Annotated in this window: 24 protein-coding genes; 10 read left to right on the top strand and 14 right to left on the bottom strand. The window is 64.6% G+C overall.

The window, feature by feature from the left end; translation table 11 throughout:
* Positions 1-89: 89 nt before the first annotated feature.
* On the bottom strand, positions 90-905 hold the full coding sequence (locus ABFK29_RS11495; protein ID WP_005858090.1) for a DUF2189 domain-containing protein: 816 nt from the start codon (positions 903-905) through the stop codon (positions 90-92).
* A gap of 141 nt (positions 906-1,046) precedes the next feature.
* Between ABFK29_RS11495 and ABFK29_RS11490 the strand changes: the two genes are divergently transcribed.
* Positions 1,047-1,394, top strand: a complete 348-nt coding sequence (locus ABFK29_RS11490) for a hypothetical protein (RefSeq protein ID WP_005858088.1) — start codon at positions 1,047-1,049, stop codon at positions 1,392-1,394.
* Positions 1,395-1,533: 139 nt separating this feature from the next.
* On the opposite strand, the gene prfB is transcribed toward ABFK29_RS11490, so the two are convergent.
* Positions 1,534-2,658 (bottom strand): peptide chain release factor 2, encoded by a 1,125-nt coding sequence (gene prfB / locus ABFK29_RS11485; RefSeq protein ID WP_005858086.1) that lies wholly within the window; start codon positions 2,656-2,658, stop codon positions 1,534-1,536.
* Between the two features lie 71 nt (positions 2,659-2,729).
* Here prfB and ABFK29_RS11480 point away from each other — a divergent pair, with 71 nt between their 5' ends.
* Entirely contained in the window at positions 2,730-3,023 is a 294-nt protein-coding gene (locus ABFK29_RS11480) for a hypothetical protein (RefSeq protein WP_157136442.1), read from the top strand.
* On the opposite strand, the gene ABFK29_RS11475 is transcribed toward ABFK29_RS11480, so the two are convergent.
* The gene (locus ABFK29_RS11475; protein ID WP_430459345.1) at positions 3,020-4,168 is read right to left on the bottom strand and encodes a polyhydroxyalkanoate depolymerase; all 1,149 of its coding nucleotides are present in this window, start codon (positions 4,166-4,168) and stop codon (positions 3,020-3,022) included. The genes ABFK29_RS11480 and ABFK29_RS11475 overlap by 4 nt on opposite strands.
* Positions 4,169-4,334: 166 nt before the next feature.
* On the opposite strand from ABFK29_RS11475, the gene ABFK29_RS11470 reads away from it, so the two are divergent.
* Entirely contained in the window at positions 4,335-4,991 is a 657-nt protein-coding gene (locus tag ABFK29_RS11470) for a glutathione S-transferase family protein (protein WP_005858082.1), read from the top strand.
* A 252-nt stretch (positions 4,992-5,243) separates the two neighbouring features.
* Here the strand turns inward: ABFK29_RS11470 and ABFK29_RS11465 are convergent, their stop codons facing one another.
* The 3 genes from ABFK29_RS11465 to ABFK29_RS11455 all read right to left on the bottom strand — a co-directional run bounded on the left by ABFK29_RS11465 (position 5,244) and on the right by ABFK29_RS11455 (position 10,370).
* The gene (locus ABFK29_RS11465) at positions 5,244-7,787 is read right to left on the bottom strand and encodes a penicillin-binding protein 1A (RefSeq protein ID WP_005858080.1); all 2,544 of its coding nucleotides are present in this window, start codon (positions 7,785-7,787) and stop codon (positions 5,244-5,246) included.
* A gap of 121 nt (positions 7,788-7,908) precedes the next feature.
* The gene (locus ABFK29_RS11460) at positions 7,909-9,129 is read right to left on the bottom strand and encodes an N-acetylmuramoyl-L-alanine amidase (RefSeq protein WP_005858078.1); all 1,221 of its coding nucleotides are present in this window, start codon (positions 9,127-9,129) and stop codon (positions 7,909-7,911) included.
* 92 nt (positions 9,130-9,221) lie between these two features.
* Positions 9,222-10,370, bottom strand: coding sequence for a pyridoxal phosphate-dependent aminotransferase (locus ABFK29_RS11455; RefSeq protein WP_040604399.1), 1,149 nt, complete (start codon positions 10,368-10,370; stop codon positions 9,222-9,224).
* Positions 10,371-10,431: 61 nt separating this feature from the next.
* On the opposite strand from ABFK29_RS11455, the gene ABFK29_RS11450 reads away from it, so the two are divergent.
* From ABFK29_RS11450 to ABFK29_RS11440, 3 genes are read left to right on the top strand one after another with little or no spacing between them, the layout of a single operon-like run.
* Positions 10,432-11,751, top strand: a complete 1,320-nt coding sequence (locus tag ABFK29_RS11450) for a M48 family metalloprotease (RefSeq protein ID WP_040604398.1) — start codon at positions 10,432-10,434, stop codon at positions 11,749-11,751.
* 35 nt (positions 11,752-11,786) lie between these two features.
* Complete coding sequence (locus ABFK29_RS11445; protein WP_040604397.1) at positions 11,787-12,548, top strand: DsbA family protein; 762 nt, start codon at positions 11,787-11,789, stop codon at positions 12,546-12,548.
* Positions 12,545-12,973 carry a hypothetical protein gene (locus tag ABFK29_RS11440; RefSeq protein ID WP_005858070.1) on the top strand — a complete coding sequence of 143 codons (429 nt, stop codon included), beginning with the start codon at positions 12,545-12,547 and terminating at the stop codon, positions 12,971-12,973. Before ABFK29_RS11445 ends, ABFK29_RS11440 begins: the two co-directional genes overlap by 4 nt.
* A 16-nt stretch (positions 12,974-12,989) precedes the next feature.
* Here ABFK29_RS11440 and ispG read toward each other — a convergent pair whose 3' ends face one another.
* The 3 genes from ispG to hemA form a co-directional block, all read right to left on the bottom strand.
* Positions 12,990-14,120, bottom strand: coding sequence for a flavodoxin-dependent (E)-4-hydroxy-3-methylbut-2-enyl-diphosphate synthase (ispG, locus tag ABFK29_RS11435; protein ID WP_005858068.1), 1,131 nt, complete (start codon positions 14,118-14,120; stop codon positions 12,990-12,992).
* Positions 14,121-14,216: 96 nt separating this feature from the next.
* Positions 14,217-15,977, bottom strand: coding sequence for a helix-turn-helix domain-containing protein (locus ABFK29_RS11430; protein ID WP_005858066.1), 1,761 nt, complete (start codon positions 15,975-15,977; stop codon positions 14,217-14,219).
* 122 nt (positions 15,978-16,099) lie between these two features.
* Positions 16,100-17,323, bottom strand: coding sequence for a 5-aminolevulinate synthase (gene hemA / locus ABFK29_RS11425; protein WP_005858062.1), 1,224 nt, complete (start codon positions 17,321-17,323; stop codon positions 16,100-16,102).
* Positions 17,324-17,678: 355 nt separating this feature from the next.
* Between hemA and ABFK29_RS11420 the strand changes: the two genes are divergently transcribed.
* From ABFK29_RS11420 to ABFK29_RS11410, 3 genes are all read left to right on the top strand, one after another.
* On the top strand, positions 17,679-18,011 hold the full coding sequence (locus tag ABFK29_RS11420) for a 5-aminolevulinate synthase (protein WP_347099565.1): 333 nt from the start codon (positions 17,679-17,681) through the stop codon (positions 18,009-18,011).
* 75 nt (positions 18,012-18,086) lie between these two features.
* Positions 18,087-19,457 (top strand): M20/M25/M40 family metallo-hydrolase, encoded by a 1,371-nt coding sequence (locus tag ABFK29_RS11415; protein WP_040604396.1) that lies wholly within the window; start codon positions 18,087-18,089, stop codon positions 19,455-19,457.
* 254 nt (positions 19,458-19,711) lie between these two features.
* Positions 19,712-20,248 (top strand): hypothetical protein, encoded by a 537-nt coding sequence (locus ABFK29_RS11410; protein ID WP_005858056.1) that lies wholly within the window; start codon positions 19,712-19,714, stop codon positions 20,246-20,248.
* A gap of 15 nt (positions 20,249-20,263) precedes the next feature.
* On the opposite strand, the gene ABFK29_RS11405 is transcribed toward ABFK29_RS11410, so the two are convergent.
* The gene (locus tag ABFK29_RS11405; protein WP_347099564.1) at positions 20,264-21,220 is read right to left on the bottom strand and encodes a glycosyltransferase family 2 protein; all 957 of its coding nucleotides are present in this window, start codon (positions 21,218-21,220) and stop codon (positions 20,264-20,266) included.
* 52 nt (positions 21,221-21,272) lie between these two features.
* Between ABFK29_RS11405 and ABFK29_RS11400 the strand changes: the two genes are divergently transcribed.
* Positions 21,273-22,019: a hypothetical protein gene (locus ABFK29_RS11400; protein ID WP_040604395.1), complete on the top strand. Its 747-nt coding sequence runs from the start codon at positions 21,273-21,275 to the stop codon at positions 22,017-22,019.
* A gap of 12 nt (positions 22,020-22,031) precedes the next feature.
* On the opposite strand, the gene ABFK29_RS11395 is transcribed toward ABFK29_RS11400, so the two are convergent.
* The 4 genes from ABFK29_RS11395 to ABFK29_RS11380 form a co-directional block, all read right to left on the bottom strand.
* A complete protein-coding gene (locus tag ABFK29_RS11395) occupies positions 22,032-23,297 on the bottom strand; it encodes a glycerate kinase type-2 family protein (protein ID WP_005858050.1) in 1,266 nt (421 codons plus the stop codon).
* Positions 23,290-24,714 carry a carnitine 3-dehydrogenase gene (locus ABFK29_RS11390; protein ID WP_005858048.1) on the bottom strand — a complete coding sequence of 475 codons (1,425 nt, stop codon included), beginning with the start codon at positions 24,712-24,714 and terminating at the stop codon, positions 23,290-23,292. Before ABFK29_RS11390 ends, ABFK29_RS11395 begins: the two co-directional genes overlap by 8 nt.
* A gap of 13 nt (positions 24,715-24,727) precedes the next feature.
* The gene (locus tag ABFK29_RS11385; RefSeq protein WP_232281539.1) at positions 24,728-25,003 is read right to left on the bottom strand and encodes a hypothetical protein; all 276 of its coding nucleotides are present in this window, start codon (positions 25,001-25,003) and stop codon (positions 24,728-24,730) included.
* Positions 25,004-25,170: 167 nt separating this feature from the next.
* Positions 25,171-25,797, bottom strand: coding sequence for an SGNH/GDSL hydrolase family protein (locus ABFK29_RS11380; protein WP_040604394.1), 627 nt, complete (start codon positions 25,795-25,797; stop codon positions 25,171-25,173).
* Positions 25,798-26,114 lie beyond the last annotated feature (317 nt).

The following is a 26,114-nucleotide window of genomic DNA, read 5'->3' as shown; positions in this document are numbered from 1 at the left end:
CGCTCCGCCGGTCCAACCACCAGTTCCAATTACCGCCCGCCAGCCATAGCGCGCCAGCCAGCGGTCCTGACCTTCCGAATTGCGCAGGCTCAGCGCATTCCCACCGCCTCGGCAGTGGACACGAGGCCGCGCCGGGTGCCGTAGGCCAGCATGTCGTACAGGTGCCACGTGGCGTGGCCCAGCACCGGCAGAACGATCAACAGACCCAGAAACGCCGGCAGCATGGCCACGAATGTGGTGGCCGCGATGAATGCCGCCCAGCCGAACATGGCCACCGGCTCGCGCTGGACATAGCCGAACGAAGCGATCATCGCCGTCACGAAGTCGATCTCGCGGTCAAGCAGCATCGGCAGCGCCAGCACGGTGATCATGAATAGAAGCGCTGCGAATCCCGCCCCGATGCCAGTGCCCACCGCCAGCATGGTCAGCCCGTTGGGCGTCAGGAAGATGTCGTAGGACGAGGACACGTTGGTCATCGGCGCCAGCCCCAGAAACAGGGCAAAGATCATGTGGGCGAGGAAGAACCAGAACAGGAAGATCACGAGGATCACCGCGCTGATCGACGGCAGCTGCCGTTTCGACTGCCGCACGATCACGCTGGAAATCTGCATCCAGTCCAGCGGCCGGCCCTCCTCCAGCCGCCGGCTCACGTCGTAGAACCCGACCGCTGCGAAGGGGGCGATCAGCGGAAAGCCGATGGCGGCGAAGACCAGCCAGTAGCTCTGCCCGGTGATCCAAGTGACCCAGGCCATCAGCCAGCCCGCCATCACGTAAGGCCCGGCAAAGACCAGCGCGAAACCGGGGGCACGGCACAGGTCGCGCCAGCCGCGCCGCAGCGCCTCGCGCAGCATGTCGGCGGATACGGGCCCCAGTTCGGGAACGCCGGGTTTCGGTGTGTCGGGCATGGCCTCTCCTCCTTGGGGTCAATCCCGTTGCGCGCGGTGGCATTCACTAAAGGCGATATGTTGCCGACGGACAAGATTCGTCTCTTATTAACGTTTTACTTCTACGCCTGTGATCTACCATTGGCTGTGGGAGGACCCTTCATGACACACGCACCCGACCCGATCCGGCGTGGCGACGACGGCAGGATTCGCAACATCGACGTTCCCGCGCTGGTCCGGCGCCCGGACGGTTTCGCCCGGCTGCGCGCCGCACTGACGGAGCTGTCGGACAGGATGCCGGCTCCGCGCCAAGTCTACGACGAACCGCCCTGGAAAATATGCCCCGATGTGCCGAGGGGCAGCATCGCGTGGCACACCTCCGGCGGGGAAACCGCGATGTCGGGCTTCATGTCGTGGTACAGGGCGCAGAGCGTGGACCACCAGGCCCGTGTCCGGGCCGACCATCCCGAACCGCCTGCATGGCGCGGCTTCTATGAAACGCTGATCTGACGGAACGGGCCGTCTCGCGCGCCATCCGCCGCCGGACGCCGTGATTATTTCGTCGCGGGGACATGCCCGCCCGCGCGCGGTGCCGTAGGGCGGAGATTCTCCGCCCCTCCGCCCGGTCACATCGCGATCCGTCCGGACGTCAGTCCTCGCCGCGCGCGTCGGCCCGGCTCTTGCCCGACACCTGTAGCGCCAGCGTCGCTTCCATGAACGGATCGAGGTCGCCGTCCAGAACGCCCTGCGTGTCCGCCGTCTCGTACTGGGTGCGCAGGTCCTTCACCATCTGGTACGGCTGCAGCACGTAGGACCGGATCTGGTTGCCCCAGCCGGCATCGCCCTTGGCCTCGTGCAGCGCGTTCACCTCGGCGTTCCGACGGTCGAGTTCAAGCTGGTAGAGACGCGACTTCAGCGCCTTCATGGCGATGTCACGGTTCTGGTGCTGCGATTTCTCCGACGACGTCACGACGATACCCGTGGGATGGTGGGTGATCCGCACGGCAGAGTCGGTGGTGTTCACGTGCTGACCGCCCGCGCCCGACGACCGGAAGGTGTCGATCCGGATATCGGCGGGGTTCACCGTCACCTCGATGTTGTCGTCGATCACCGGATAGGCACCGACGGCCGCAAATGACGTTTCGCGCGTGCCCTTCCCGAAGGGCGAGATCCGGACCAGCCGGTGCGTGCCGCTCTCGGACTTCAGCCAGCCGTAGGCGTTCTTTCCCTTGATCTGGTAGGTCGCCGACTTGATGCCCGCCTCGGCGCCCGCCTGCTCTTCCTGCAGGTCGACCTCAAAGCCGCGCTTCTCCGCCCAGCGGACGTACATCCGCGCCAGCATGTTGGCCCAGTCGCAGGCCTCCGTGCCGCCCGCGCCCGCCTTGATTTCGAGAAACGCGTCGTTGCCGTCGGTCTCTCCGTCCAGAAGCGCCTCCAGCTCTTTCTTGGCAGAGGTCTCGACCAGCGCCTTCAGCGCCGCCTCGGCGTCAGCGACGACCTCCGCGTCCTCCTCCATCTCGCCCAGTTCGATCAGCTCGACCTGGTCCTCAAGCTCCTGCTTGAGCGACGTGTAGGACTCGAGCGCATCGACCAGCGACTGCCGGTCGCGCATCAGCTTCTGCGCCGCTTCGGGGTTGTCCCAGAGGTTCGGGTCCTCGACCCGCGCGTTGAACTCTTCCAGCCGGTGCTGCGCCGTCTCCCAGCCAAGCCGTTGCTTGAGCAGATCAAGCGACTTCTCGATCTTCTCCACGTGGTTCTGGGCTTCGGCGCGCATGGGGGACTCCTCGTACTCTCAGGCCCCGCGTGATACCAAGGGGCCGGAGGACGGGCAAGGTGGGGAATGGGGTGGAACGACGTCTGGAAACGCCCCTCGCGGACGACGGCGTTCGGCCCTACGAGATCCGCACAGCCCACGCCCGCGCCATCCCGAAGCTCTGGCCCGCCGGTCACGCCGGGAACGCGGCAGCGAGCGCCCGGCCGATGCTGGCGTGTGACAGCCCGCACATGGTCCGCATCCCCGGCGCCCGCGCCGCAGGCGCGCCGGGTGGGCGACAAAATGCGCCCATTGCATCGCAACGCGCTCGGCCCGAAGCCGACCCGGAGCCCGGCCTTCTCACTGCGCTGCTGGCGGAAACCTAAAGCGTCGCAAGGATCGTGTTGCGCACCACCGGGTAGATCTCCTTTTCCCAGCGGCGGCCATTGAAGACGCCGTAATGGCCCACGTTGGCCTGCAAGTGATGGCGCTTCAGATGCGGACGCAAGGACGCACACAGGTCATGCGCTGCACTCGTCTGGCCCAGCCCGCAGATGTCGTCGCGCCCCCCCTCGACGGTCAGAAGCGCCGTGTGCCGGATCGCCGCCGGGTTCACCCTTCGGCCCCTGTAGGTCATCTCGCCCCGGGCAAGCTGCGCCTGCTGGAACACCCGGTCGATCGTCTCGATGTAGAACTCTTCGGTCAGATCCAGCACGGCGAAGTACTCGTCATAGAAATCCTTGATCTTCGCCGCCTCCTCCGTGTCGCCATCGGCCAGCAACTGGTACATGCGCTTGTGCTGTGCCATGTGCCTGTCCATGTTCATCGTCATGAAGGCGGTAAGCTGAAGGAACCCCGGATAGACCCGCCGCCCCGCCCCGGGATACCTGAACGGCACCGAGGCGATCACGTTATTCCGGAACCACGACAGCGGCTTGCCGAAGGCCAGTTCGTTCACTCCGGTGGGACTTTCGCGCACATCCACCGGCCCCGCCATCAGTGTCATCGACAGCGGCGTCGCTGGGTTGCGGTCCTCCGACATGATCGCCACCGCCGCCAGCGCCTGTACACAGGGCTGGCACACCGCAAGGACATGCCCGCCCGGCCCGATCTCTTCCATGAAGCGGATCACGTACTCCACATAATCCTCGACACCGAACTTGCCCGCGCTGCGGGGCACGTCGCGGGCGTTCTTCCAGTCGGTGATATAGACGTCGTGGTCGCGCAGCATGACCTTCACCGTCCCGGCCAGCAGGGTCGCGAAATGCCCCGACAGCGGCGCCACCACCAGCACCTTCGGCTGCGGCGTGTCGACCTCGCGCTTGAAGTGCAGAAGCTGCCCGTAAGGCAGATCGCAGACCACCTCCTCCGTCACCGGCACCGTGCGGTTGTCGATGGTCACCGACCGGATCCCGTAGGGCGGCCGTTCATGGCTCAGCTTGAACCGCGACAGCATTTCGAGGGAGGCCATGTTGCGTCGCAGCATCGGTGCAAAGGCCCCGGCCCTTTCCCCTCCAAATGACAGGCCCATCAGGGCGGACGTTCGCAAAGGGGCGAAAAAATCATCGAAACCTTGGTAGATGGCATACTGCATGGCGTTCCCTGCCTCTGTCTGCTCACAAAACGCTAGTCAGCCCCCCGCCGCAGTGCGACAACAAAATGCGAATTCGCTGCACTGCCGCGACAGGGGGGAGACCATGGCCGACGCCACGCTTACGATTTCATCGAAAAACTATTCCTCCTGGTCGCTGCGTGGCTGGCTGCTCTGCAAGATGTCGGGAATCGACTTTGCGGAAGCGCCGGTCGACCCTGACGATGCCGACAACCGGCAGGAACTGCTGCTGCTGTCGCCATCGGTCCGCGTTCCACGGCTGGAACACGGCAAGATCGCGGTCTGGGACACGCTCGCCATCGCCGAGTACCTGAACGAGACTTTCCCGAAAGCCGGCCTTTTCCCCGAAGATCCGGTGCATCGCGCGCATTGCCGGGCCATCTCGGGCGAGATGCACTCCGGTTTCCACAACCTGCGCTCCGCGCTGCCGATGAACCTGAAGTCGCGGCACGCCGCGTTCAAGGTCTTCTCGGGCGCGCGTCCCGACATCGAGCGGGTCAAGACGATCTGGCAAGAATGCCTGGATACCGGCAGCGGGCCGTTCCTGTTCGGGGAAAGGCCGACCGTGGCCGATGCAATGTACGCGCCGGTCTGCACCCGGTTCCGCACCTACTCCGTCGCGCTCGACACGACGCTTCAGACCTATGCCGATCATGTCCTCGGCTGGGACCTGATGCGCGAATGGACCGATGCCGCGCTGGCCGAACCCGAAGCCATCGTCGAGCTCGAAGTTGAATTCTGACGGATTAATCCTTTCTGACGCTGCGTCACGCGCGGGCCTCGGCAAAAGGTTACCAACCGGCCGGTTGGAGGGGTCGAACCGGCCGGTTCACCGGTAACGGCGCGGTCATCGTCGTAAAGATCGGATGAATCCCCCTGTAGTGCGGGTTTCGACACCCCCAGATAGGCGAAGCGCGCGCCGGGTTAACCCCAACGCGCGCTCCGTTTACCCGGATGCCCAACCCGAAGGGTTAAGCGTGTCGCCTGCGATCCCTCAGTACAGGCCGCCCGACGACAGCGTGCCGAACCCGGCCTTCGGACCCACCACGGCCTTGCGGCCGGTCGATGTCGTAACCTCCCGCGCGACCGACCCGCCTTCGGGGCGGATCAGGTCGAAACTGCCGGAAATCGCAAAGCCGCCGTCCAGCTGAATGCCCCAGACACCGTTCAGCAGATCGTCCTCACGGAAACACTCGGCCACGACGTTCGGACCCGATGCGCCCGCGCCAAGACGCGCGCCCGAGAAACGGTCGATGTTCACAAAGTTGCATGTTTCCGGGACCTTGAAGGGTCCGCCGCCGTATTTCTTGACGGCCTTCTGCATGAACTGGGTGAACACCGGGCCACAGAACCCGCCGCCCGACGCGCCACGGCCCAGGCTGCGCGGCTGGTCGTAGCCGATGTAGCAGCCCGCCACGATGTTCGAGGTGAAGCCGATGAACCAGACGTCCTTCGCATCGTTGGTCGTGCCGGTCTTGCCCGCCGTGGGCACCGGCAGGTTTACCGTGCGCGACGCCGTCCCGCGCTCGACCACGCCCTGCATCATCGAGGTCAGCTGGTAGGCGGTGATCGCGTCCATGATCCGCTCCCGGTCATTGACGATCCGCGGGCTCCGCCCCGGCGGAATGTTCGGGTCGGCACAGTCCACACAGACCCGCCGGTTCCCCTGCGCGGCATCATGGCTGTAGACCGTGTTGCCGTAGCGATCCTGCACCCGGTCGACCAGCGTGGGTTCCACCCGTTCGCCGCCGTTGGCGAACATCGCATAGGCCGAGATCATCCGCATCAACGTCGTCTCATCGGCGCCGAGCGCGTTGGCCAGAACCCGGCCCATGTTGTCGTAAACCCCGAACTTTTCGGCATAATTCGCAACGACGTCCATACCGACCTCCTGCGCGAGGCGGATGGTCATCAGGTTCCGCGACCGTTCGATCCCGGTGCGCAAAGGGGTCGGACCGTAGAACTGGTTCGACGCGTTCTTCGGACGCCAGACGCCCTGCGGCGTGTCGATCTCGATCGGCGCGTCGACCACGATGGTCGCCGGCGTATAGCCGCTGTCCAGCGCCGCCGCGTAGACGAACGGCTTGAACGAGGACCCCGGCTGACGTTTCGCCTGTGTCGCGCGGTTGAAGACGGAGTTCTGATAGCTGAACCCGCCCTGCATCGCGATCACGCGCCCGGTGTTCACGTCCATCGCCATGAACCCGCCCTGCACCTTCGGCACCTGCCGCAGCGTCCAGCGGATGAAGTTGCCGGAAGCGTCCTCCGTCATCTCGCGCACGTGGATCACATCGCCCGGCTCGAAGTTCTCGAACAGGTTGCCGGTGAACCAATCGGTGTCCGAACGCGGCACTTCCATGCCCCGCGGGTCGTCCAGCGGCACATCCTCGATCCCGATCAGCAGAGAGTTCTCGCGCACCTCGCGGACAACGGCCACGCGCCATTTGCTTTCCAGCGTGACATCGCGCGTCACGCGCACCCCGGCCAGCGCCTCGCGCCAGGCCGCCTCATCCCCCAGCAGACCCGCATCGATTTTCTTGCCGGTGCCGCGCCAGCGGCCCAGCCCCCGGTCATACTGCTCCAGCGCACGCTGGAGCGCATGGGCCGCCTCGGTCTGCATCTCAGGGTCGAGCGTCGCGCGGACGGAATAACCGCCGGAAAAGAACTGATCTTCGCCGAAGTCGCGGCTCAACTGGCGGCGGATTTCATCGGTGAAGTAATCCCGCGGCGGCAGCGCCTGGTTGTAGGGTTCGAAGTCGCCGTTCTGAACGGAGCGCAGCGGTTGCTTGACCTCGTGCTCGTACGTCGCCTTGTCGATGTAGCCGTTCTCGTACATCTCCTTCAGAACGAAGTCGCGGCGCTGGGTCAGCCGCTCCTTCCGGCGCACCGGATGATAGTCGGAAGGCGCCTTCGGCATGGAGGCGAGCATGGCGGCCTCATGCGGCTCAAGCTCGGACAGGGTCTTGTTGAAATAGGTCTGGGCCGCGGCGGTCACACCGAAGGAGTTCTGCCCGAGGAAGATCTCGTTCAGGTACAGCTCAAGGATCTTGTCCTTGTCGAGCGCCCCCTCCACGCGTGAAGCGAGGATGATCTCCTTGATCTTCCGCTCTGCCCGGCGGTCACCGGACAGGAGGAAGTTCTTCATCACCTGCTGCGTGATCGTCGAGGCGCCGCGCACATCGCGCCCGCCGGACTGCACAGCCTGTACGCCCGCCGCAACGATGCCGCGCACGTCATAGCCCTGGTGCGTGTAGAAGTTCTTGTCCTCGGCCGAGATGAACGCGTTCTTCACGAGGTCTGGGATCTCGTTCGCAGGCGTAAAAAGCCGACGTTCCTGCGCGAACTCGTCGATCACGCGGCCCTCTTGCGAGTAGATCCGGCTGATCGTCGGCGGCGTGTATTGCGCCAGGTGTTCGTGGCTGGGCAGGTCCCGCCCATACATCCAGAAGATCGCGCCGATGGTCAGCGCGATCATCATGGTGCCCATGGTCACCACTGCGAAAATGCCGCCGAAGAAAGAGAAGATGAACCGCGTCACGCGTGGCCCCTTGTGGCAAGTGCTCGATTTCAAACCGTCGCATATACTGTAACGCAGCGCCGGTCAAAACACATCCCTGTTGCGAACAGCGCCGCTCCGCCCAAGCTTTTGAATGCGCGTGTTATTGCCGGCGCAGGCGCGACAGGGCCTTGTCCTCGATCAGCCATTGGGCCAGCCCGTCGCGGATACCCGCCGCCATGCCCGCGCGCCACGCCGGATCCTGCAGGTTCATCAGATCCTGCTGGGAGGACAGGAACCCGAGTTCCACCAGTACCGAAGGGATGTCCGCGGATTTCAGAACCGAAAAGGCCGCTTGCCGCAATGGGTCCTTGTGGACCTTGCCATCGTTGTTGCGGATCCCCGCGACGAGGTTCTTCGCCAGTGCCTGGCTGCGCGGGGTGTTGTCCTGGCGTGCGAGGTCCAGCAGCACCTGCGCCACGCGGTCGTCGGACCCGGACAGGTCGATGCCGGACAGGAGATCGTCCCTGTCGTGCCGTTCTGCCAGCGCGGCGGAGGCCGCGTCCGAGGCGTCTTCCGCCAGTGTGTAGACCGCCGCCCCCTTCGCGCCGCCGCCCTCCAGCGCATCGGCGTGGAGCGAGATGAAAACGTCGGCGCCCGCGTCATGCGCCGCCGCGACACGGCCTTCGAGCGATACGAAAACGTCTGAATTCCGCGTCAGCCGCACATCGTAATTCCCGGAGCGCAGCAACACGTCCCTGAGTTCACGTCCGAACTGCAGGACGAGGTCGGCTTCCTTAACCCCTGCCCGTTCCGCGCCCGGGTCGATGCCGCCATGCCCCGGGTCCAGCACGATGATCAGCGGCGCACCGGGCGCTTGCGGCGCCGGGCGGCGCGCCTTGGGTCGCAGCTGATCCCAGCCCGGATCGCGCGGCACGCCAGCCTTCGCCGCGAAGGAGGCCGCATCCGTTGGCGACAGGATGACCGTGAGCTGCGCGCTGCCACCGTCCTTTGACACCGTGAGGCTTGCCGTGTCGACCGACAGCGGCTCTGCCAGGTCGGCGACCATGCGCGACCAGCCGGGTCGGAAACTGCCCACGCGCACCGCGCCGATCCGCCTGGAGGCGTCCAGACCGCCCGGTGTGGCACCCTCCCAGTCGACCTCGCGGAAGTCGATGACCAGCCGCAGCGGATCGGCGACAGTGAACAGCCGCCAGGGCACGCCCTGGCTCAGGTCCAATGACAGTTCCGTCGTGCCGCCGAACCGCCGGTCGGTGAACCCGCCCCCCTCATAGCGCGCAAGGCCGGAGCTTTCCTCCTGCTGCTGCGCCGCTGCGGGCGCGACGCAGAGCATGGCGATGAGAAACGCGAAGATCCTGTGCATGGCTGCTCTTTCCCGATTGGCGGGCCCGCTTTGCGGGTTCTCGTTGCGGCCAAATCTAGCAGGTGCGCGGCCTTTCGCCCAGCCCCGTGCGATCACGATGCGCGCCGTGCCATGAACGCCTTGAGCCGCGCCAGCCCTTCCTCGATGTCAGCCGTGCTGCCCGCATAGGAAAAGCGTAGCGTGCCGCTGCCGCGCTGCGGGTCGAAGTCCAGCCCCGGCGTTACCGCGACACCCGCACCGTCGAGGATCTCCTGCGCAAAGGCGCGGCTGTCATCGGTCAGGTCGCTGACGTCGGCGTAGACATAGAACGCGCCGTCCGGCGGCGCGATCCGGTCAAATCCTGCGTCCGGCAGGCCGGTCATCATCAGCGCCCGGTTCCGGGTGTAGACGGCGAGGTTGGCTTCGGTTTCGTCCTGCGCATCCATGGCAGCCAGCGCCGCGACCTGCGCCGCATGGGGCGCACAGATGAAAAGGTTCTGCGCCAGCCGCTCCACCTGCCGCACATTGTCTTCGGGCACGACCAGCCAGCCAACCCGCCACCCAGTCATTGAAAAGAACTTCGAGAACGAGTTGATGACCACAACGTCGTCGCTAATCTCCAGCGCGCTGACCGCCTTTCGGTCGTATTCGATGCCGTGGTAGATCTCGTCCGACAGGAAAGCCGCGCCTTTCTCTGCCGTCACATCGATCAGCTCCGACAGCGCCTGCCGGTCCAGCATGGTCCCGGTGGGATTGGCCGGTGAGGCGACCATCAGCCCTTCGAACTCCTGCCCGCGCAGGTCCGAGGGCACAGGTTGATACCGGTTGGCCGGGGCGGTCTGCACCTCCAGCGGCACAAGGTCAAGCGACTTCAGGATCTGGCGGTAGGACGGGTAACCCGGCGCGCCGAGCGCCACCCGTTCGCCCGCGTCGAACAGCGCGGTAAAGGCGAGGATGAAGCCGCCGGACGAACCGGACGTCACCACCACGCGCCCCGGATCGAGGTCGAGGTCGTACCATTCGCCGTAAAGCCGCGCGATGCGGGCGCGAAGTTCCGGAAGGCCAAGCGCCACGGTATATCCCAGGGAATGGCTTTCCAGCGCACGCCCCAGGGCCTCGCGTGCATGGCGTGGCGCCGGAGTGCCGGGCTGGCCGACCTCCAAGTGGATCACCCGTTTTCCCTCCGCTTCGCGGGCGCGCGCCGCCTCCATGACGTCCATCACGATAAAGGGATCGACGTCACCGCGTCTTGAACTCCGCATGCCTGCCTCTCTAGTCTGCCGTTCGAACCCGAGGCTTACGGCTGCGACCTGCGAGACGTCAATGATCCTAACCCGAGCGATGGCCGTGCTGCTTGCGGCGACCCTTTTCCTGGCGCAGCCGGTGCGCGCAGCGACTTTCCTGCGCGACGCGGATATGGAGTACGCGTTGGGACAACTGGCTGCGCCGATCCTGACAGCCGCCGGTCTTAGCCCGAGCCAGGTGCAGATCGTCGTGCTCGATGACAATTCGCTCAACGCTTTCGTGGCCGACGCCCGCCATATCTTCCTGCATTCGGGCCTTATCATGAAGGTCGAGAGCGCCGCCGCGCTGCAGGCAGTGATCGCGCATGAGGCCGCGCATATCGCCAACGGACACATCACGCGCCGTCTGGGCAACATGCGCAGCGCGCGCAGCGCCGCCGGGATGGGCATGCTGCTGGCCCTGGCCACGGGATTGGCGGGCGCCGATCCCAGTCTGGCCGCGGGCATCGCCTTCGGATCCCAAAGCTCCGCTCAACGCCGCCTTTTCAGCCACACGAGGGCCGAGGAAAGCTCCGCCGACATTGCTTCCATCAGATACCTCAAGCGCGCGGGCCTCGACCCGCAAGGCGCGGTGGAGGTCATCAGGATCTTCGCCAATCAGGTCTCGCTCGCCGAATCCCGGCTCGACCCCTACGCAGTCACCCATCCGCTGTCCCGCGACCGCCTGCGCGCTTTGGAGGCGCTGGCCGTCGCCGCCGGTCCCGGCAAACGTTCGCCCGAAGGCGAATACTGGTTCGCCCGCGCCAGGGGCAAGCTGAGCGCCTTCAAGCGCGCGCCGTCCTGGACCCTGCGGCGCAGCGGGTCTGTGCCCTACAAGGACGTGCGGCTGATGCAGGAAGCCGTGGCCTGGCACCGTCAGTCGAACCTGAAGAAGGCGCTGGCCGCCATCGATGGCGCCATTGCGACCCGGCCCGGGGACCCGTTCCTGCTGGACCTCAAGGGCCAGATCCTGCTCGAATCCCGCCGGTTCGGTCCCGCCGTTCAGGTCTACGAGGCGGCCGCCAGCCGCGCCCCGCGCGAACCGCTGATCCTTGGCGGGCTGGGGCGCGCCCGGTTGGCCGCGGGCGATCCGCGTGGCGCGCTCAAGGCGCTGGAGGCTGCGCGAGGACGCGACTTCTCGGACCCCGGCGTGCTGCGCGACCTCGGCGTGACCTACGCGAAACTCGGCAACAACGCGATGGCCTCGCTGGCGACCGCGGAACGGTATGCCTTGCTTGGACGGCTGGAGGATGCCGAATTGCACGCGCGCCGCGCCGCCGATCAACTGCCGCGCGGTTCCGCCCCGTGGCAGCGCGCGCAGGATGTGCTAAGTGCCGCCAAGCAGGCAAAGCGCCGGTAAGTGCATAACGAGACAACACCATAACGGAGAGCCCCATGACACGAACCCTTCTCAAAGCCGGCGCCGCCGTGATGTGCCTTGCCGCGGCCCCCGCCTCGGCACAGGACACGCTCGACTTCGGTGCCATGAGCGACGACCAGAAGACCGCGTTCGGTCAGGCCGTGCGCGACTACCTGATGGACAACCCGCAGGTCATCATGGATGCGGTTGCGGTGCTGGAACAGCAGGAAGCCGCGGCGCAGGATCAGAACGACAAGACCCTCGTCGAGACGCACCGCGATGCGCTGATCGACGACGGCTATTCGTGGGTCGGCGGCAATCCCGACGGCGACTTCACCATCGTCGAGTTCATGGACTACCGCTGCGGATATTGCCGCAAGGCACAGCCGGAAGTCACCGAACTGGTGGAGAACGACGGCAACATCCGTCTGATCGTCAAGGAGTTCCCGATCCTCGGCGACGCCTCCACGATCTCCTCGCGCTTTGCCATCGCCACGAAGATCGTCGCGGGCGACGAGGCATACGGGCAGGTGCACGACGCCCTGATCGCCCTCGAAGGCAACCCGACCGAAGCCGCTCTGAAGCGCGTAGCCGATACGCTCGGACTGGACGGAGACGCGATCATGGCCGAGATGGGCAGCGAAGAGATCACCCGCCGCATCAACGAAACCCGCGCCCTGGCGCAGGCCATGCAGATCAACGGCACACCCTCTTTCGTGTTCGGAGACGAGATGGTGCGCGGATACGCGCCGCTGGCAGCCATGGAGCAGATCGTCGCCATGGGCCGCGCCGAGTGAAACACCTGCTGATCCCGGCGCTGCTTCTGGCGGCGCCGGTCCATGCCCAGTTCGCCCCCACCGCCGAGGAACGTCTGCGCGCGCTGGTGGCACCGCCCCCCGTCGACATCTATCGCGAGGAAAAGGACGCCGACCTTCTGCTGATCGAGGAAAGGGCGGCACAGCTCTTTGGCACCGGCGAGGCCGCCGCCATCGCCCTGTTCACCGGCCCGGGCTGCGAAACATGTATGACCGCCGAGACCGAGCTGCAGGCCGTCGTCGAACGCCTTGGCTTGCGCATGCATGTCTTGGACACGTCCGAACCCGGCGCGCAGGCGCTATTCGAGGAGCTGGATTTCGACACCCTGCCCGCCTACGTCATGCCCGACAGGCTGATCCGGGGCCACATGCCGGATTTCGTCCTGGAGGATTACCTGGCGCCTTGAGGCGCCGGGACAAAGATCACTCTGCCGCCTGCGCCTCGGTTGCGCCGCTCTCGATGGCTTCGGCGCGCTTCTCGACCTCTTCGACGATGTGGTCGATCATCTGGTCGTTGGACATCTTGTGGCTGGCCTTGCCTGCCAGATACACCATGCCGGACCCGGCGCCGCCGCCGGTGAAACCCACGTCGGTCATCAACGCCTCACCTGGACCGTTCACCACGCAGCCGATGATCGACAGCGACATCGGGGTCTTGATGTGCTCCAGCCGCTTTTCCAGCGTTTCCACCGTCTTGATGACGTCGAAACCCTGTCGCGCGCAGGAAGGGCAGGAGATGATGTTGACGCCCCGGTGGCGCAGGCCGAGCGACTTGAGGATCTCGTACCCGATCTTCACTTCTTCAACCGGGTCCGCCGAGAGCGAAACCCGGATCGTGTCGCCGATCCCCATCCACAGAAGATTGCCGAGGCCGATGGCACTTTTGACGGTGCCCGAAACCAGCCCGCCCGCCTCGGTGATACCGAGATGTATCGGGGCGTCCGTCTGCTCGGCCAGTTGCTGGTAGGCCGCAGCCGCCATGAACACGTCGGACGCCTTCACGCTGATCTTGAACTCGTGGAAGTCATTGTCCTGAAGGATGCGGATATGATCCAGCCCGCTTTCCACCATCGCGTCGGGGCATGGCTCGCCGTATTTCTCCAGCAGGTGCCGTTCCAGCGACCCGGCGTTCACGCCGATGCGGATCGAGCAGTTGTGGTCCCGTGCCGCCTTGATCACCTCGCGGACCCGCTCCGGGCTGCCGATGTTGCCGGGGTTGATACGCAGGCAGGCCGCGCCCGCTTCTGCCGCTTCGATCCCCCGACGGTAGTGGAAGTGGATGTCCGCGACGATGGGCACAGGGCTTTCGCGCACGATCTCTTTCAGCGCCTTGGCCGACGCCTCGTCAGGAACAGAGACACGCACGATATCGGCCCCTGCGTCTGCCGCTTTCTGGACCTGTGCGATTGTGCCGGGAATATCGGTCGTGACCGTGTTGGTCATCGTCTGCACGCTGATCGGCGCGCCGCCGCCCACCGGCACCGATCCGACCATGATCTGACGTGATGTGCGGCGGTAGATGTTCCGCCAGGGGCGGACGTGGTTGATGCTCATGACAGCTATCCCGTTAAGATGACACGCGGTCGAGCGACCTGCTTGCTGACCATGACCTGTGCGCGTGACAGCCGGATTGCAACCCGCAAACCGATATCAGCGCCCGGGTCCGTCCGCCGATTGGAGACGCAGTTCTGCAACGACCCGAGCCAGAGTCTGGTTGGCACTCAGGTCCGCCACCTGCAACTGCTGCTGGATGGAGTCCGCCGACAGGGCCAAATTGCGCCCGAACTGGCCGGTGGTGCCATAGGGCCCGAATGTCTGGCCGTTGACCGCAAAGAACACGCCACCGGCATTGCCCGAGAAGATGGTCGGCGGCTGATCGGTCTGCGGCACCTCGTAGGTCTGCCCTGCCTGCAAGGTCTGCGCGAACAGCTTCTTGCCGGAGGGCGACGTGACCTCGACCCAGGTTTCCTGTGTCGCGACCACCGTGATGCCCGGGGGCGTATCGGCCAGCACCCGCGGCGAATTCGGAACGGCGTCCTGCCGCGCGGCTGGCGCTTCGGCCAAGCGTTGAGTTTGCTGAGCCGGTTCCCGGGTGGCCGGTGCACCGTAAAGACGCGGCACAGACGCGACGCGCGATGCCACGGGGGCGGAAGGCGACCGGGAAGAAGCGACATTCACCGGCTCGGCCGCGCGCTTCATGTCGAGTTCGACCAACACCGCCAGAAGATCGTCGTCGGCGCCAGGCTGCGCGGGGTTGAAACGGTCGACGAGATCCGCCGCCGCCAGCGACACATCCTCGGTCACAGCGCCACGGCTTCCGGCGGGACCGTAAGTCTCACCCTCAATGTTGAAGTAGATCGCTCCGGATTCACCGATCTGGATCTTCGGCGTGCCCGCGTCGCGGGGCACCGGGTAGGCGTCGCCTGCATTCATCACACGCGAATAAAGGACAGTGCCTGCCTCATCCTTGATCTGAACCCAGGCCGGACGCACCGCCACGACCGTCACGCCGGAGCCTGCCGTCACGGGCACAGCCCCGGTAGACGCCTGATCGATCAGCCCCTGTGCAAGAGCCGCCGCCGCAAGGGAACTGTCGTCCACGCGCGGCAGGGACGGACCTCGGCCCGAATACAGGCCGCCGCTGTCCGGATCGAGCGTCGATATGGGTTCATCCCGGGCCACCAGAACCGGCACGTCCAGCGCCTGTGGACGGTAAAGGCGGTCGAACGCCTCGGTCGACGGAGGCGTGAAGACACCTGCCATCTGCTCGGTCCCGGCGCTGTCCGGCTGCGCCTTCCCGGCCTTGGCAGCGTCGAGCGGGTCAAGTTCGCTCAGCACGACCGGGGTCTGGTCGACCGGCGTGACCTGAACGCGCTGAATTTCCTGCAAAACCGTCCAGCCACCGTATCCGATGCCGCCGATCAGAGCGATCAGTACCAGCGACGAGCCGATGGCGCGCGGTTCGATCTGGCTGAAAAGGCTATCGGACGCCGGCGCGAAGGGCATCTTCGGTTCGGCCAGCGGATTGCGCGCACGTGGCTTGGGCGCCTCCTCGTCATGCGCCTTGCGGATGACAGAGGCTTCCTGCGACATACCATGCGCGACGGAGAAACCGCTCTCCTTGCAGAACCCGGCGAATGCCTCGTCGGGGTCCATACCAAGGTATCGAGCGTAAGAGCGGACGTAACCGGCTATAAACCCGGGTGTGTCAAAAGCAGAGGGGTCGCAGTTTTCGATCGCGGAGATATAGCTCGCCTTGATCCGCAATTCACGTTGTACGTCCAGCAGCGATTTGCCGAGCGTCGCGCGTTCTCCGCGCATGACGTCGCCCAATCGCAGTGCGTAGTCGTCGAACCCCTGCACCGAGGGGTCCGTTACACCGTTATTGCTATGGGTTTTGCGCCCGATCATACGAGACTGCCCCACTTCACTGTCTGTCCGCAACCTGCCCGCCCGGACAATCACGATTCGTGCAGCCCGGTTATTGCGACAACGTTACCATATCGCAAGACAATTGACAGACGTCCCGTGGTTTACCCCGCCAATTCAGCACGATTCAGCGCACAGTGGCTCCAGAGTTCATCCATCGCGCGAACAAGATGGTCCATCTCGCCGGGTCCGTGGACGGGCGACGGAGTGAAGCGCAGCCGCTCGGTTCCGCGCGGCACCGTGGGGAAGTTGATGGGCTGCACGTAGATGCCGTACCCCTCGAGCAGCATGTCCGACAACATCTTCGTGTGCACCGGATCTCCGACGATCACCGGCACGATGTGCGACCCATGATCCACGATTGGCAGACCCATTCCCTTCAGGCGCGTCTTGAGGATCTTTGCCTGTGTCTGGTGCTTGTCCCGCAAGGCCTGGTCACGCTTCAGATGTGCCACGGACGCGGCGGCACCGGCAGCCACGGCCGGCGGCAGCGAGGTGGTGAAGATGAAGCCCGGCGCATAAGAGCGCACGGCATCGCACATTTTCGCCGTCGCGGCGATGTAGCCACCCATCACACCATAGGCCTTTGCAAGCGTGCCGTTGATGATGTCGATGCGGTGCATCAGGCGGTCACGTTCCGCGACACCGGCGCCGCGCGGGCCGTACATGCCGACAGCGTGCACTTCGTCGATGTAGGTCAAGGCGCCAAATTCGTCGGCGAGATCGCAGATCGCCTCGATCGGGCCGAAATCGCCGTCCATCGAATAGATGGATTCAAAGGCGATCAGCTTCGGTGCCGCCGGATCGTCCGCTTCCAGTTTGGCCCGGAGATCGTCCAGATCGTTGTGCTTGAAGATCCGTTTCGCGCCACCGTTGCGACGCACACCTTCGATCATCGAGGCGTGGTTCAGCTCGTCGGAGTAGATGATGAGACCCGGGAAGAGCTTCGGCAGGGTCGAAAGGGTCGCGTCGTTCGCGATATAGGCAGAGGTGAACAGCAGCGCCGCTTCCTTGCCGTGCAGGTCGGCCAGCTCGGCCTCCAGCCGCTTGTGGTAAACCGTGGTCCCGGAGATGTTGCGCGTTCCGCCGGAGCCTGCGCCGGTGGCATCGATCGCCTCGTGCATCGCTGCGAGCACGACAGGATGCTGACCCATTCCAAGGTAGTCGTTGCCGCACCAGACCGTGATCGGCTTTTCGGAGCCGTCCGACTTCCGCCAAGTGGCATGAGGGAACTGGCCCTTCTTGCGCTCGATATCGATGAAGGTCCGGTAACGGCCTTCCTCATGCAGACGGTTCAGTGCGTCGTCGAGTTTCGCGGTGTAGTCCACCGGGCTCCTCCTTGGTCATTGTGGGGACGCCGAAGTTTGCGTCCCTTGTGCGGCTCCGGGCTGCATTCAAGTTCGTGAATGAATAATGCGCGCGGCTTCATGTGTCTACCGTTTAGGTTCGGACCTTCCGTCGCATCTTTGACAAAGATCAAAGGCCTCAAAGAAATATCTCCGTTCCACCTTTCCCACTCGGAACCTTTGTAGTGGATCGGAAACCTCTTTGACCACCTTCCCGCCTACCGACGTTAGGCTGAGGTCAGGAATTCCATACTTCGCCGGAAATGGTTAATCGCCTACCCTTCAAGCCATTATTTTCCATGACATTTTCAAAAACTAACAACTTAAAGGCTTGCCAGTGCTCACAATTCAAAACGTGTTCAACAGCACCCTGCCGCTCATCCTCATTACGGCTTTCGGCTACGTCGTGGCGACCGTCGGGATGAAAGGCGCCGCCAGCGGGATGCTCCTGCCGGGAATCGCACTTGCCGTCTTCGGGTTCCTCATGGCCTTCGCCGCCGAGGTCGCGCTGATGCGCCAGACGCACCTTTCGGTCATCTACATTCTCGTCTTGGGCGTGGAAACCGTGATCGTCCTGGGATTCGCCTTCGGTATCGGCGAAGGCTTTACCCTCAGACAGGCGCTGGGGGCACTGGTCGTGCTTGGCGGATTGGCCATCGTCGCGGTCTGAGCCGTCTGGACACCGACCGCTTTGCCGCTAGGCTCCGCCAAAAGGCCGATGCCGGCCCATGGCAAAGGAGCACACATGTCCCTCAAACCCGTTCTCGACCAAATCGATTCCGATCTCGACGCCGCGATGGAGCGTCTCTTCGACCTCCTCCGCATTCCGTCGATCTCCACTGATCCGGCATTCAAAGGGGACGTGGACCGCGCCGCCGACTGGCTGGTCAGCGACCTCGACAGCATAGGGATCACGGCGACGAAACGCCCGACCACCGGTCATCCGATGGTTGTCGGCCACGTTGAAGGCAACGGTCCGCACGTTCTTTTCTACGGCCATTACGACGTGCAGCCGGTCGATCCGCTGGAACTGTGGGACCGCGACCCCTTCGATCCCGCCATCGAAGAGACGCCGAAAGGCCGCGTGATCCGGGCGCGTGGAGCATCGGACGACAAGGGCCAGCTCATGACTTTCGTCGAAGCTTGCCGCGCGTGGAAAGCCGTGCACGGCGAGATGCCCTGCCGCATCACCTTCTTCTTCGAGGGCGAGGAGGAAAGCGGTTCGCCCTCACTGATTCCCTTCCTGAAAGAGAACGCGGACGAGTTGAAGGCCGACATCGCGCTGATCTGCGACACCGGCCTTTTCGAAAGCCGCGCGCCGGCCATCATGACACAGTTGCGCGGCCTCCTGGGTGAAGAGATCGTCCTGACGGGCCCGTCGAAGGACCTGCACTCCGGCATGTATGGCGGCGCCGCGATGAACCCGATCCGCGTGATGTCGCGGGTCCTCGCCAACCTGCACGACGACACGGGCCGCATCCAGGTGCCGCATTTCTACGACGGCGTTCCCGACCTGCCGCCTGAGATCAAGGCGCAATGGGATGGGCTGGGCTTCGACTACGCCGGGTTCCTCGGCGACGTGGGCCTTTCGAAACCGGCCGGCGAACAGGACCACACGGCCCTGGAAATGATATGGTCCCGCCCCACCGCAGAGATCAACGGCATCAAGGGCGGCTACACCGGCGACGGTTTCAAGACGGTGCTGCCCTCGAAGGTCTCGGCCAAGGTCAGCTTCCGCCTCGTCGGCCAGCAGGACCCCCACGCACTGCGCGAGCACTTCCGCGAATGGGTCAAGACGCAGCTTCCCGAGGATGTCACCGCCGAGTTCCACGCGCATGGCGCCTCTCCCGCCAGCCAGATGTCGACCGATCATCCGGCATTCGAACAGACCCGTGCTGTGCTGGGAGAGGAATGGGGCGAAGAGGCTGCCTTCACCGGTTGCGGCGGATCGATTCCGGTCGCGGGCTATTTCAAAACGTATCTGGGCCTCGACACGATGCTTGTCGGCTGGGGTAAGGACGACGACCAGATCCATTCGCCGAACGAAAAATACGACGTCGAAAGCTTCCACAAGGGCATCCGAAGCTGGGCCCGGATTCTGGACGCGATCCGTTGACGGATTTACCTGAGTGGGCCGGTCCTTCCGGGATCGGCCCACAGATGGTTGAGTTTGCACCCGAAGACTTGGACTGACGCAAGGTCGATTCGTACTCTTACATTTGCAACCCAGACGGTACGCCGCCCAATGGCGCGTCTGTGTCTTCAACTCATGGCCAAAAAACTAAAACACTATTCATCTGAGGGTTCGATTGTGACGGTTTCGCCCGAATTCACCGTGATTTCGCCCAACTCCACGCTTAGACAAGTGGCATGAGCACAGCGATCCGAAACCTGACCCATGCAGATTTTCGTCAACGCATCTCACGCGTTGACAAACGCTTTCATCGCCTTGGCGAAGCCGCCTACGCCAAGGACGCCACGGTCCCCCGCCCCTTTGGATCGACTCTTACGGGATTCGCCTGGATCTATGTCGTCGTCGCCGTTTCGACCAACCGTGAGTTGATCGCGTCCTCGCTTCGGCAGGGGTCTCTGCCCGCCGAATACCACGACTGGATCTTCAACGGCCTCGCCGCGATGATCGTCGCGTCATTCGTCATGCTGGCCCTCCATGTCTTCCGCTACTTCGTCAAATCCGGTGGCAAGAGGACGAATTCAGGCGGCGTGCTGGTCGGCGCGATTGGCGCGCTGGTCCTGTTTTACGCCCCGTCGGATGTGTGGAGCACCGGGTTCGGGATGCTCGACGGCCACAGCCAGAACGCCCTGATGACCGCAGGCGCCGCAATCGAAGGCACCTTCCCCGGCCTTGCCGTTCAGGACCTGGCCTTTGTCTCCTCCGCCGGGAACTGACGCCCGGCGCCAACGTCAGATCACACCGAGGAAACGATCCGGAACCACGTACTGCTGTTCGTACTCCGGGCGGGCGAAAGACCAAAAACCCGTCTCGCCTCTCGGACCCCAGCTGCGGTGCATCCGTTTTCGCACCCAGCCCAAGTCGAACCCGGCCTTCATCTCCAGATCCGAGAATGCCTCGAAGACTGCGCGATCCTCGCCGCGTGCCTCAGCAAACCAGTGACGCCCGATGGACGATGTCTGTACATCGGCGCCGACGCTCTCCGTCACCGCATTCCGGGCATTCATCACTTCGGTGTAGTTGCGAAAATCGCAGAACTTCAAGTGAAACAGATACAACTCGTCCGGCGCGTGTATCTTGTCGTATTGGCTGAAATGGCCACCCCTTGCGATCTTGGCACCATGGCTGACGATGCAGGGTTTCGAGTAATGCGGGGCAAGGCGCACATGCCGGCGGGGACCAAGGATGCGGTCGGATATCTCCTCTTTCTCCAGGTCGATACGGTGGATCACCTCCAGCCCGAGGGGCGTCAGGAACCGGCGCGGTCTGGCCTCTCTCAGATACTCCAGCAGGGTGCGCCCATCGCCCGGATCCACGACAACCAGTTCGTCGACGTCGCCAACGACCACATGCGTGTAGTAGCAGCGCAGTCCCTGCACGAGGTTGTTCAGCAGCCGCCAGCGCTTCATGTCAAAGTTCGGATGGGGATCGCCGGGGATGCCGATCACATTGCACCCGTCGGCCAGCGCGGCCACCTCATCGCCCCGGCCGTGGTTGACGATATAGCAGTTCTCGCGCCCGAAAATCCCACCGTAGTATCGCAACCAGGCTTTCAGGAAAAAGGCATCGTCCCGCACCATGGTCAGTGCCGCAGCAACCGATTGCATCCGCTCGTACCCCTCGTAACGCCAGCTTCCGTGGCCTTTGCGCTGCAGGATATCGCAGGACCTCCAACATGAGAATCGCATTCTGCCACCCGCCTCACTAGGGTTGCGGAAAAGAGACCCGCGAGGCGAGAGCATGATCTCAGACGAGTTTTCCCGGACAGGATGGCAGATCGTTCCCGGCCCTGCCCCCGTGCGCCGCTTCCAGGTGTTCGGCGAGCGGTCTTCAGGCACCAACTTCGTCAAGCGGCTGATCGGGCGTAATTCCGTCCTGCAACCGACCGAAGCGCTCGGCTGGAAACACGGGTTCCCGCACATGACTGCGATACCGGCCGACACGGCGGTGGTCTGCTGTGTCCGGGATGCACGCACGTGGAGCCTGTCGATGCATGCCAAACCTTGGCATACGCCACCAGCGATGCAGGCCATGGCGTATTCCGATTTCGTCCGCGCCGAATGGGCCACCATAGCCGACCGAAAGCGTTACTTCCCGCAGGTACAGGAAATCGGCGGTGAAGGCATGCCGCTCCAGCACGACCGCCACCCTGTGACCGGTGCAACCTTTGCCAACCTGTTTGCCCTGCGCCGGGCGAAGCTGGAGGGTCTGTTGTCCTTTCTCGTGCGCGGTTCAGCCGTGGTTCTTTGCCGTATGGAAACCGTGCAAGCGGACCCTGAGGCCTTCTTGCATGGGATACACGATGGCCTTGGCCTGCCCAGGCAGGACGGCGACTACCGACCCGTCATGAAGCGACTTGGGTCGAAGTTCGCGCCCGCCATCGCCGATCGCCCCGACACGCCCCGCGACGTACCGCAAACCGACCTGGCCCTACTGCGCGAAACCCTGGACCTGACGATCGAGGCGCGGCTGGGGTATATCTACTGACCCAGCTTCACCTCACCCCTGAGATTCGACGAATATCGCCCTGAAATCGTTGACGTTTGTGCCAGTCGGGCCAGGCGCATAGATATCGCCGATAGCATCGAATGCGCCGTAGGGGTCCTGCCTGCGGACGAACTCACGCGGGTCGTGTCCCGCCTCGCGCAGACGCGCCATGCTCTGGCCATCGCAAAAGGCCCCGGCGTTGTCTTCGGTTCCGTCGATGCCGTCGGTGTCCGCCGCCAGCGCGCTGATCGGCATGCCCTCCGTTCCGAGCGCGAACCCCAGAAGGAACGCCGTGTTCCGCCCACCGCGGCCGGGGGCCTCTCCCAGAGTCACCGTAGTTTCCCCACCAGACAGCATGACCACCGGCGGCTTGAACGGACGGCCGCGGCGGGCGACTTCGCGGGCGATGGCCGCGTGCACCGAACCGACGTCCACTGCCTCACCCTCGATCGCATCCGACAGGATAACAGGGGTAATACCGGCGGCCTCTGCCTTTGCTGCCGCCGCTTCGAGCGAAAGGCGGGCCGAGGCCACAACCCGCACGACGTTGCGCTCAAAGGCGGGATCCAGCGGCGACGGTGCCGCTGCGGCCTCGGTCGCGATGTGGGCCATGACCTTCTCGGGCAAGGTGATGTTGCGTGCCCGGATCATTGCCAAAGCATCCTCGCGCGTGACCCAATCGGGCACCGTCGGACCAGAGGCCACCTGCGCCGGATCGTCCCCGGGAACGTCGGAGACGACCAGAGACACCACCTGCGCGGGGGCTGCGGCGGCGGCAAGACGACCGCCCTTGACCCGGCTCACGTGCTTGCGGATCGCGTTCATCACACCGATTGGCGCACCGGAGGCCAGAAGCGCCCGGTTCAGCGCCTGTTCGTCCTCAAGCGTCAGCCCCTCCGGCGGAGCGGGCAGCAGTGCCGACCCGCCGCCGCAGACCAGCGCCACCACAAGGTCCCCGGGTGTCAGGCCGGACACGGCCCTGAACACCTCTTCGGTCGCGGCGAGGCCAGCGGCATCCGGCACAGGGTGGGCGGCTTCGATCACCTTCAGATGCTTGCAGGGCGCGGCATAGCCGTAGCGCGTGACAACGACGCCCTCCACCGGATCGCCCCAGAGGTCCTCGAAAGCGGCGGCGAGTTGCGCGGCCCCTTTGCCAAGCGCGACGACCACAGTGCGGCCCGGCGGTTTCGGCGGCAGCACGTCGCGCAGCGCCTGCAGGGGATCGGCGGCGGCCACGGCGGCCTCGAACAGGTCGGTCAGAAAGGCCTTCTTATCCATCTGCCATCTCCTCTTGTCCGGCATGCGCGGCAGCGAGCCGTTCGACTGCCTTCAGGACATGCGGCTGAGGCGGACAGGACCGGCGCGTATCAAGGGAGACGTGCAAAAGGAACTGATTGCAGGTCGACAGCATTGCATTATCCGAAGACCGCTTCATCTCGTGCCAGAGCCGCAGTTTCTTGCCCTCCCCCTGCATGACGCGAGTTTCCACGTAAAACTCTTCTCCAGCAAGGGTTTCGGCCAGATACTTGATGTTGTTTTCGGCGGTAAAGTAACTGTGTCCGGCCTCGATGTACGCACGGTCGGCACCGACGTGGGTCATCAGTTCCTCCGACGCGTCGGAGAACACCTGACCATAGCGGCCCTCGTTCATGTGGCCGTTCACGTCGGTCCAGTCCACCGGCACGGTCCGGCGGACGGTCACCAGCGGCACGCCGTCGCCAAGGGCGCAGCGCAGAGTCGCATCGTGTTCGAGGATCAGCTTGCCCGCCGCTGCTTCCCGCCCCTTGAGCGCCCGCAGGATCGCCACAAGATTGTCGTCCCTCTGACGTTCCAATTCGCGGATGGAATACTTGCCCGACTGCGCGTCCGACTGGTCGGCGATCAGGTCGATCAGGTCTTCGGTGAACTCGGGCACATCCATCAGCTTGGTCCAGGGCCACGACAGGCACGGGCCGAACTGCGCCATGAAGTGCCGCATCCCCGCTTCGCCGCCCGCCACGCGATAGGTCTCGAACAATCCCATTTGTGCCCAGCGAAGACCGAAACCGTAGCGAATGGCGTTGTCGATCTCCTCGGTGGTGGCGATCCCGTCTTTGACCAGCCACAGCGCCTCGCGCCAGACGGCTTCGAGGAAACGGTCCGCGATATGGGCGTCGATCTCGGCCCGTACGTGCAGGGGGAACATGCCGATCTCGGTCAGGATGGTACGCGCACGGACCACCGTGGCCTCGTCCGCCCCGCCCGGCACCAGCTCCACCAGCGGCAGGAGGTAGACCGGGTTGAACGGGTGGGCGACGACGATCTGGCCGGGCCGCATGGCCCCTTCCTGCAACTCCGAGGGCTTGAACCCGCTGGTGGAGGACCCCAGAACCGCGCCTTCCGACGCATGGGCCTGGATCTCGCGGATGACTTTGTGCTTGAGATCGAGCCGCTCGGGCACGCTTTCCTGGATGTAGTCGGCGCCCGAAACCGCTTCGCCCAGATCGGCGTGGAAGGTGATCGTGCCGCGCTTCGGCATCGGCGCCTCGTAAAGCATCGGCAGGGCGCGGGCGGCGCCGGCGACGACCTCCGCAATCTTGCGCTCGGCCTCGGGATCGGGATCGAAGATGCGCACATCCCAGCCCATCAGTGCAAAGCGCGCGGCCCAACCGCCGCCGATCACCCCACCGCCGACGATGGTGGCTATCTTCGTCATGTGACGCTCTCCCTCATTTCATCACCCGGCTCAGGTCGTATCCGTACCACCCAAGGATGTCGCGTGCTGCGTTCAGGCGCTCTCCCGGGCGGCCCGTGCGGTCGAGGATGGCGAACCACGCGCCATCCGGCGTGCCCATGGCCACCGTCCGGTCGTCGTCGTCGAGCCAGTGCACCCAGACCTCCGTGTCGCCCGAGGCGAAACGGCCCTGCCCCCTGGCGACAAACGCCTGTGCATCCGACCCGATCTGCAACGCGCCGTTGCCGATCCGGACCGGCGTTCCGGCCACAGCCTTGCTGCTTTGCACTACGACCCACTGACCTTGCACTCGCGCGGGATCAGCGTTGACCTGCGACGCCACCGCTGTTGTCGGGTTGCGGACCGGGACTGGCGACAGCGGTGCCTTGGGCGCAACCGAACAGGCCGCCAGCATAAGGATCAAGGGGAGACCACGGATCAAGACAGACGCGCCCGGACTGCGGGGGCCAGCGCCTGTCCCAGCGCGATGTGCGACTCCGGCTCCCAATGGACACCATCCTTTGGCGACACGGTTGCATAGTGCCCCGCATCGAAGAACCCTATGCCCTGACGCTCCGCCATTTCTTCCAGCCGCTCGGACAACCCTGTCTGACGGGCCTCCGCCCCGAGGTACGGCGCTTCCAGAGACCCGCATTCGCGCACCGGCGCCGGCGCGATGACCATGAAATCCGAAACCACGGCCTCTGCCCGGCTCATGATGACAAGCCGCTCGACCGAGCGCGCGATTTCCCATGCCGTGACCGAGAACCGGTTCTTGAGGTCGTTGGTCCCGAGCATGATGAGCATCAGGTCGATGGGCCGGTGGGTGTGCAGGATTGCGGTCAGGACCGCCTGTCCGTTCCGGCATCCGCCTTCGACCGGATCGTCATGCACTGTGGTTCGCCCGGGCAGGCCCTCTTGGATGACTTCGTGAGCGTTGCCCAGTTCGGATGCCAGCACGTCGGGCCAGCGCTGGCCCTTGGGATGGCGCGCCTGACCGCCCGGCCGGTCCAGCGGAGCCGTGCCGTGCGTGTTGCTGTCGCCGAAGCATAAAATGACTGCCATGGTGCCCCCTTTCGAAGCAGTGAGACCCGCCGCGCGGGCTTGGTCAATCCCCATGCCACCAAATCGCACCGCGACCGTCTTGGAATCGCCCCGGTCCCATGCAATTGAACCTGAGGGGAACCCTTCTGCCGGGGTATTTACGTGACCTTCTCGACCGCCACTCACGAACCGGATCAGCGCTCGGCCCGCCACGCGCGCCTGTTCGACCTGTACCGCCAGACGCAGCCCCCGAAGGAGGCGAGGTCCGATCTGCTTTGCGCGGAAGACAGCCTGCGTATTCAGAAAAGCGCCGCTCAGTCCCTCAGCGCCGGACCGCG

The organism is Sagittula stellata E-37, assembly GCF_039724765.1.
GTDB lineage: Bacteria > Pseudomonadota > Alphaproteobacteria > Rhodobacterales > Rhodobacteraceae > Sagittula > Sagittula stellata.
The sequence above is the reverse complement of the archived record's forward strand: the minus strand, read 5'-3'. Positions and strand labels throughout refer to the sequence as shown.

What these genes read in the sequence shown, in the direction of transcription:
- ABFK29_RS11380 (WP_040604394.1), bottom strand. Translation starts at nt 25,797, where the DNA reads ATGGCAGTCATTTTATGCTTCGGCGACAGCAACACGCACGGCACGGCT.
- ABFK29_RS11395 (WP_005858050.1), bottom strand. Translation starts at nt 23,297, where the DNA reads ATGGATAAGAAGGCCTTTCTGACCGACCTGTTCGAGGCCGCCGTGGCC.
- ABFK29_RS11495 (WP_005858090.1), bottom strand. Translation starts at nt 905, where the DNA reads ATGCCCGACACACCGAAACCCGGCGTTCCCGAACTGGGGCCCGTATCC.
- ABFK29_RS11410 (WP_005858056.1), top strand. Translation starts at nt 19,712, where the DNA reads ATGAGCACAGCGATCCGAAACCTGACCCATGCAGATTTTCGTCAACGC.
- ABFK29_RS11460 (WP_005858078.1), bottom strand. Translation starts at nt 9,129, where the DNA reads ATGCACAGGATCTTCGCGTTTCTCATCGCCATGCTCTGCGTCGCGCCC.
- ABFK29_RS11415 (WP_040604396.1), top strand. Translation starts at nt 18,087, where the DNA reads ATGTCCCTCAAACCCGTTCTCGACCAAATCGATTCCGATCTCGACGCC.
- ABFK29_RS11470 (WP_005858082.1), top strand. Translation starts at nt 4,335, where the DNA reads ATGGCCGACGCCACGCTTACGATTTCATCGAAAAACTATTCCTCCTGG.
- ABFK29_RS11400 (WP_040604395.1), top strand. Translation starts at nt 21,273, where the DNA reads ATGATCTCAGACGAGTTTTCCCGGACAGGATGGCAGATCGTTCCCGGC.
- prfB (WP_005858086.1), bottom strand. Translation starts at nt 2,658, where the DNA reads ATGCGCGCCGAAGCCCAGAACCACGTGGAGAAGATCGAGAAGTCGCTT.
- ABFK29_RS11450 (WP_040604398.1), top strand. Translation starts at nt 10,432, where the DNA reads ATGATCCTAACCCGAGCGATGGCCGTGCTGCTTGCGGCGACCCTTTTC.
- ispG (WP_005858068.1), bottom strand. Translation starts at nt 14,120, where the DNA reads ATGAGCATCAACCACGTCCGCCCCTGGCGGAACATCTACCGCCGCACA.
- ABFK29_RS11405 (WP_347099564.1), bottom strand. Translation starts at nt 21,220, where the DNA reads ATGCGATTCTCATGTTGGAGGTCCTGCGATATCCTGCAGCGCAAAGGC.
- ABFK29_RS11490 (WP_005858088.1), top strand. Translation starts at nt 1,047, where the DNA reads ATGACACACGCACCCGACCCGATCCGGCGTGGCGACGACGGCAGGATT.
- ABFK29_RS11430 (WP_005858066.1), bottom strand. Translation starts at nt 15,977, where the DNA reads ATGATCGGGCGCAAAACCCATAGCAATAACGGTGTAACGGACCCCTCG.
- ABFK29_RS11445 (WP_040604397.1), top strand. Translation starts at nt 11,787, where the DNA reads ATGACACGAACCCTTCTCAAAGCCGGCGCCGCCGTGATGTGCCTTGCC.
- ABFK29_RS11455 (WP_040604399.1), bottom strand. Translation starts at nt 10,370, where the DNA reads ATGCGGAGTTCAAGACGCGGTGACGTCGATCCCTTTATCGTGATGGAC.
- ABFK29_RS11475 (WP_430459345.1), bottom strand. Translation starts at nt 4,168, where the DNA reads ATGGGCCTGTCATTTGGAGGGGAAAGGGCCGGGGCCTTTGCACCGATG.
- ABFK29_RS11390 (WP_005858048.1), bottom strand. Translation starts at nt 24,714, where the DNA reads ATGACGAAGATAGCCACCATCGTCGGCGGTGGGGTGATCGGCGGCGGT.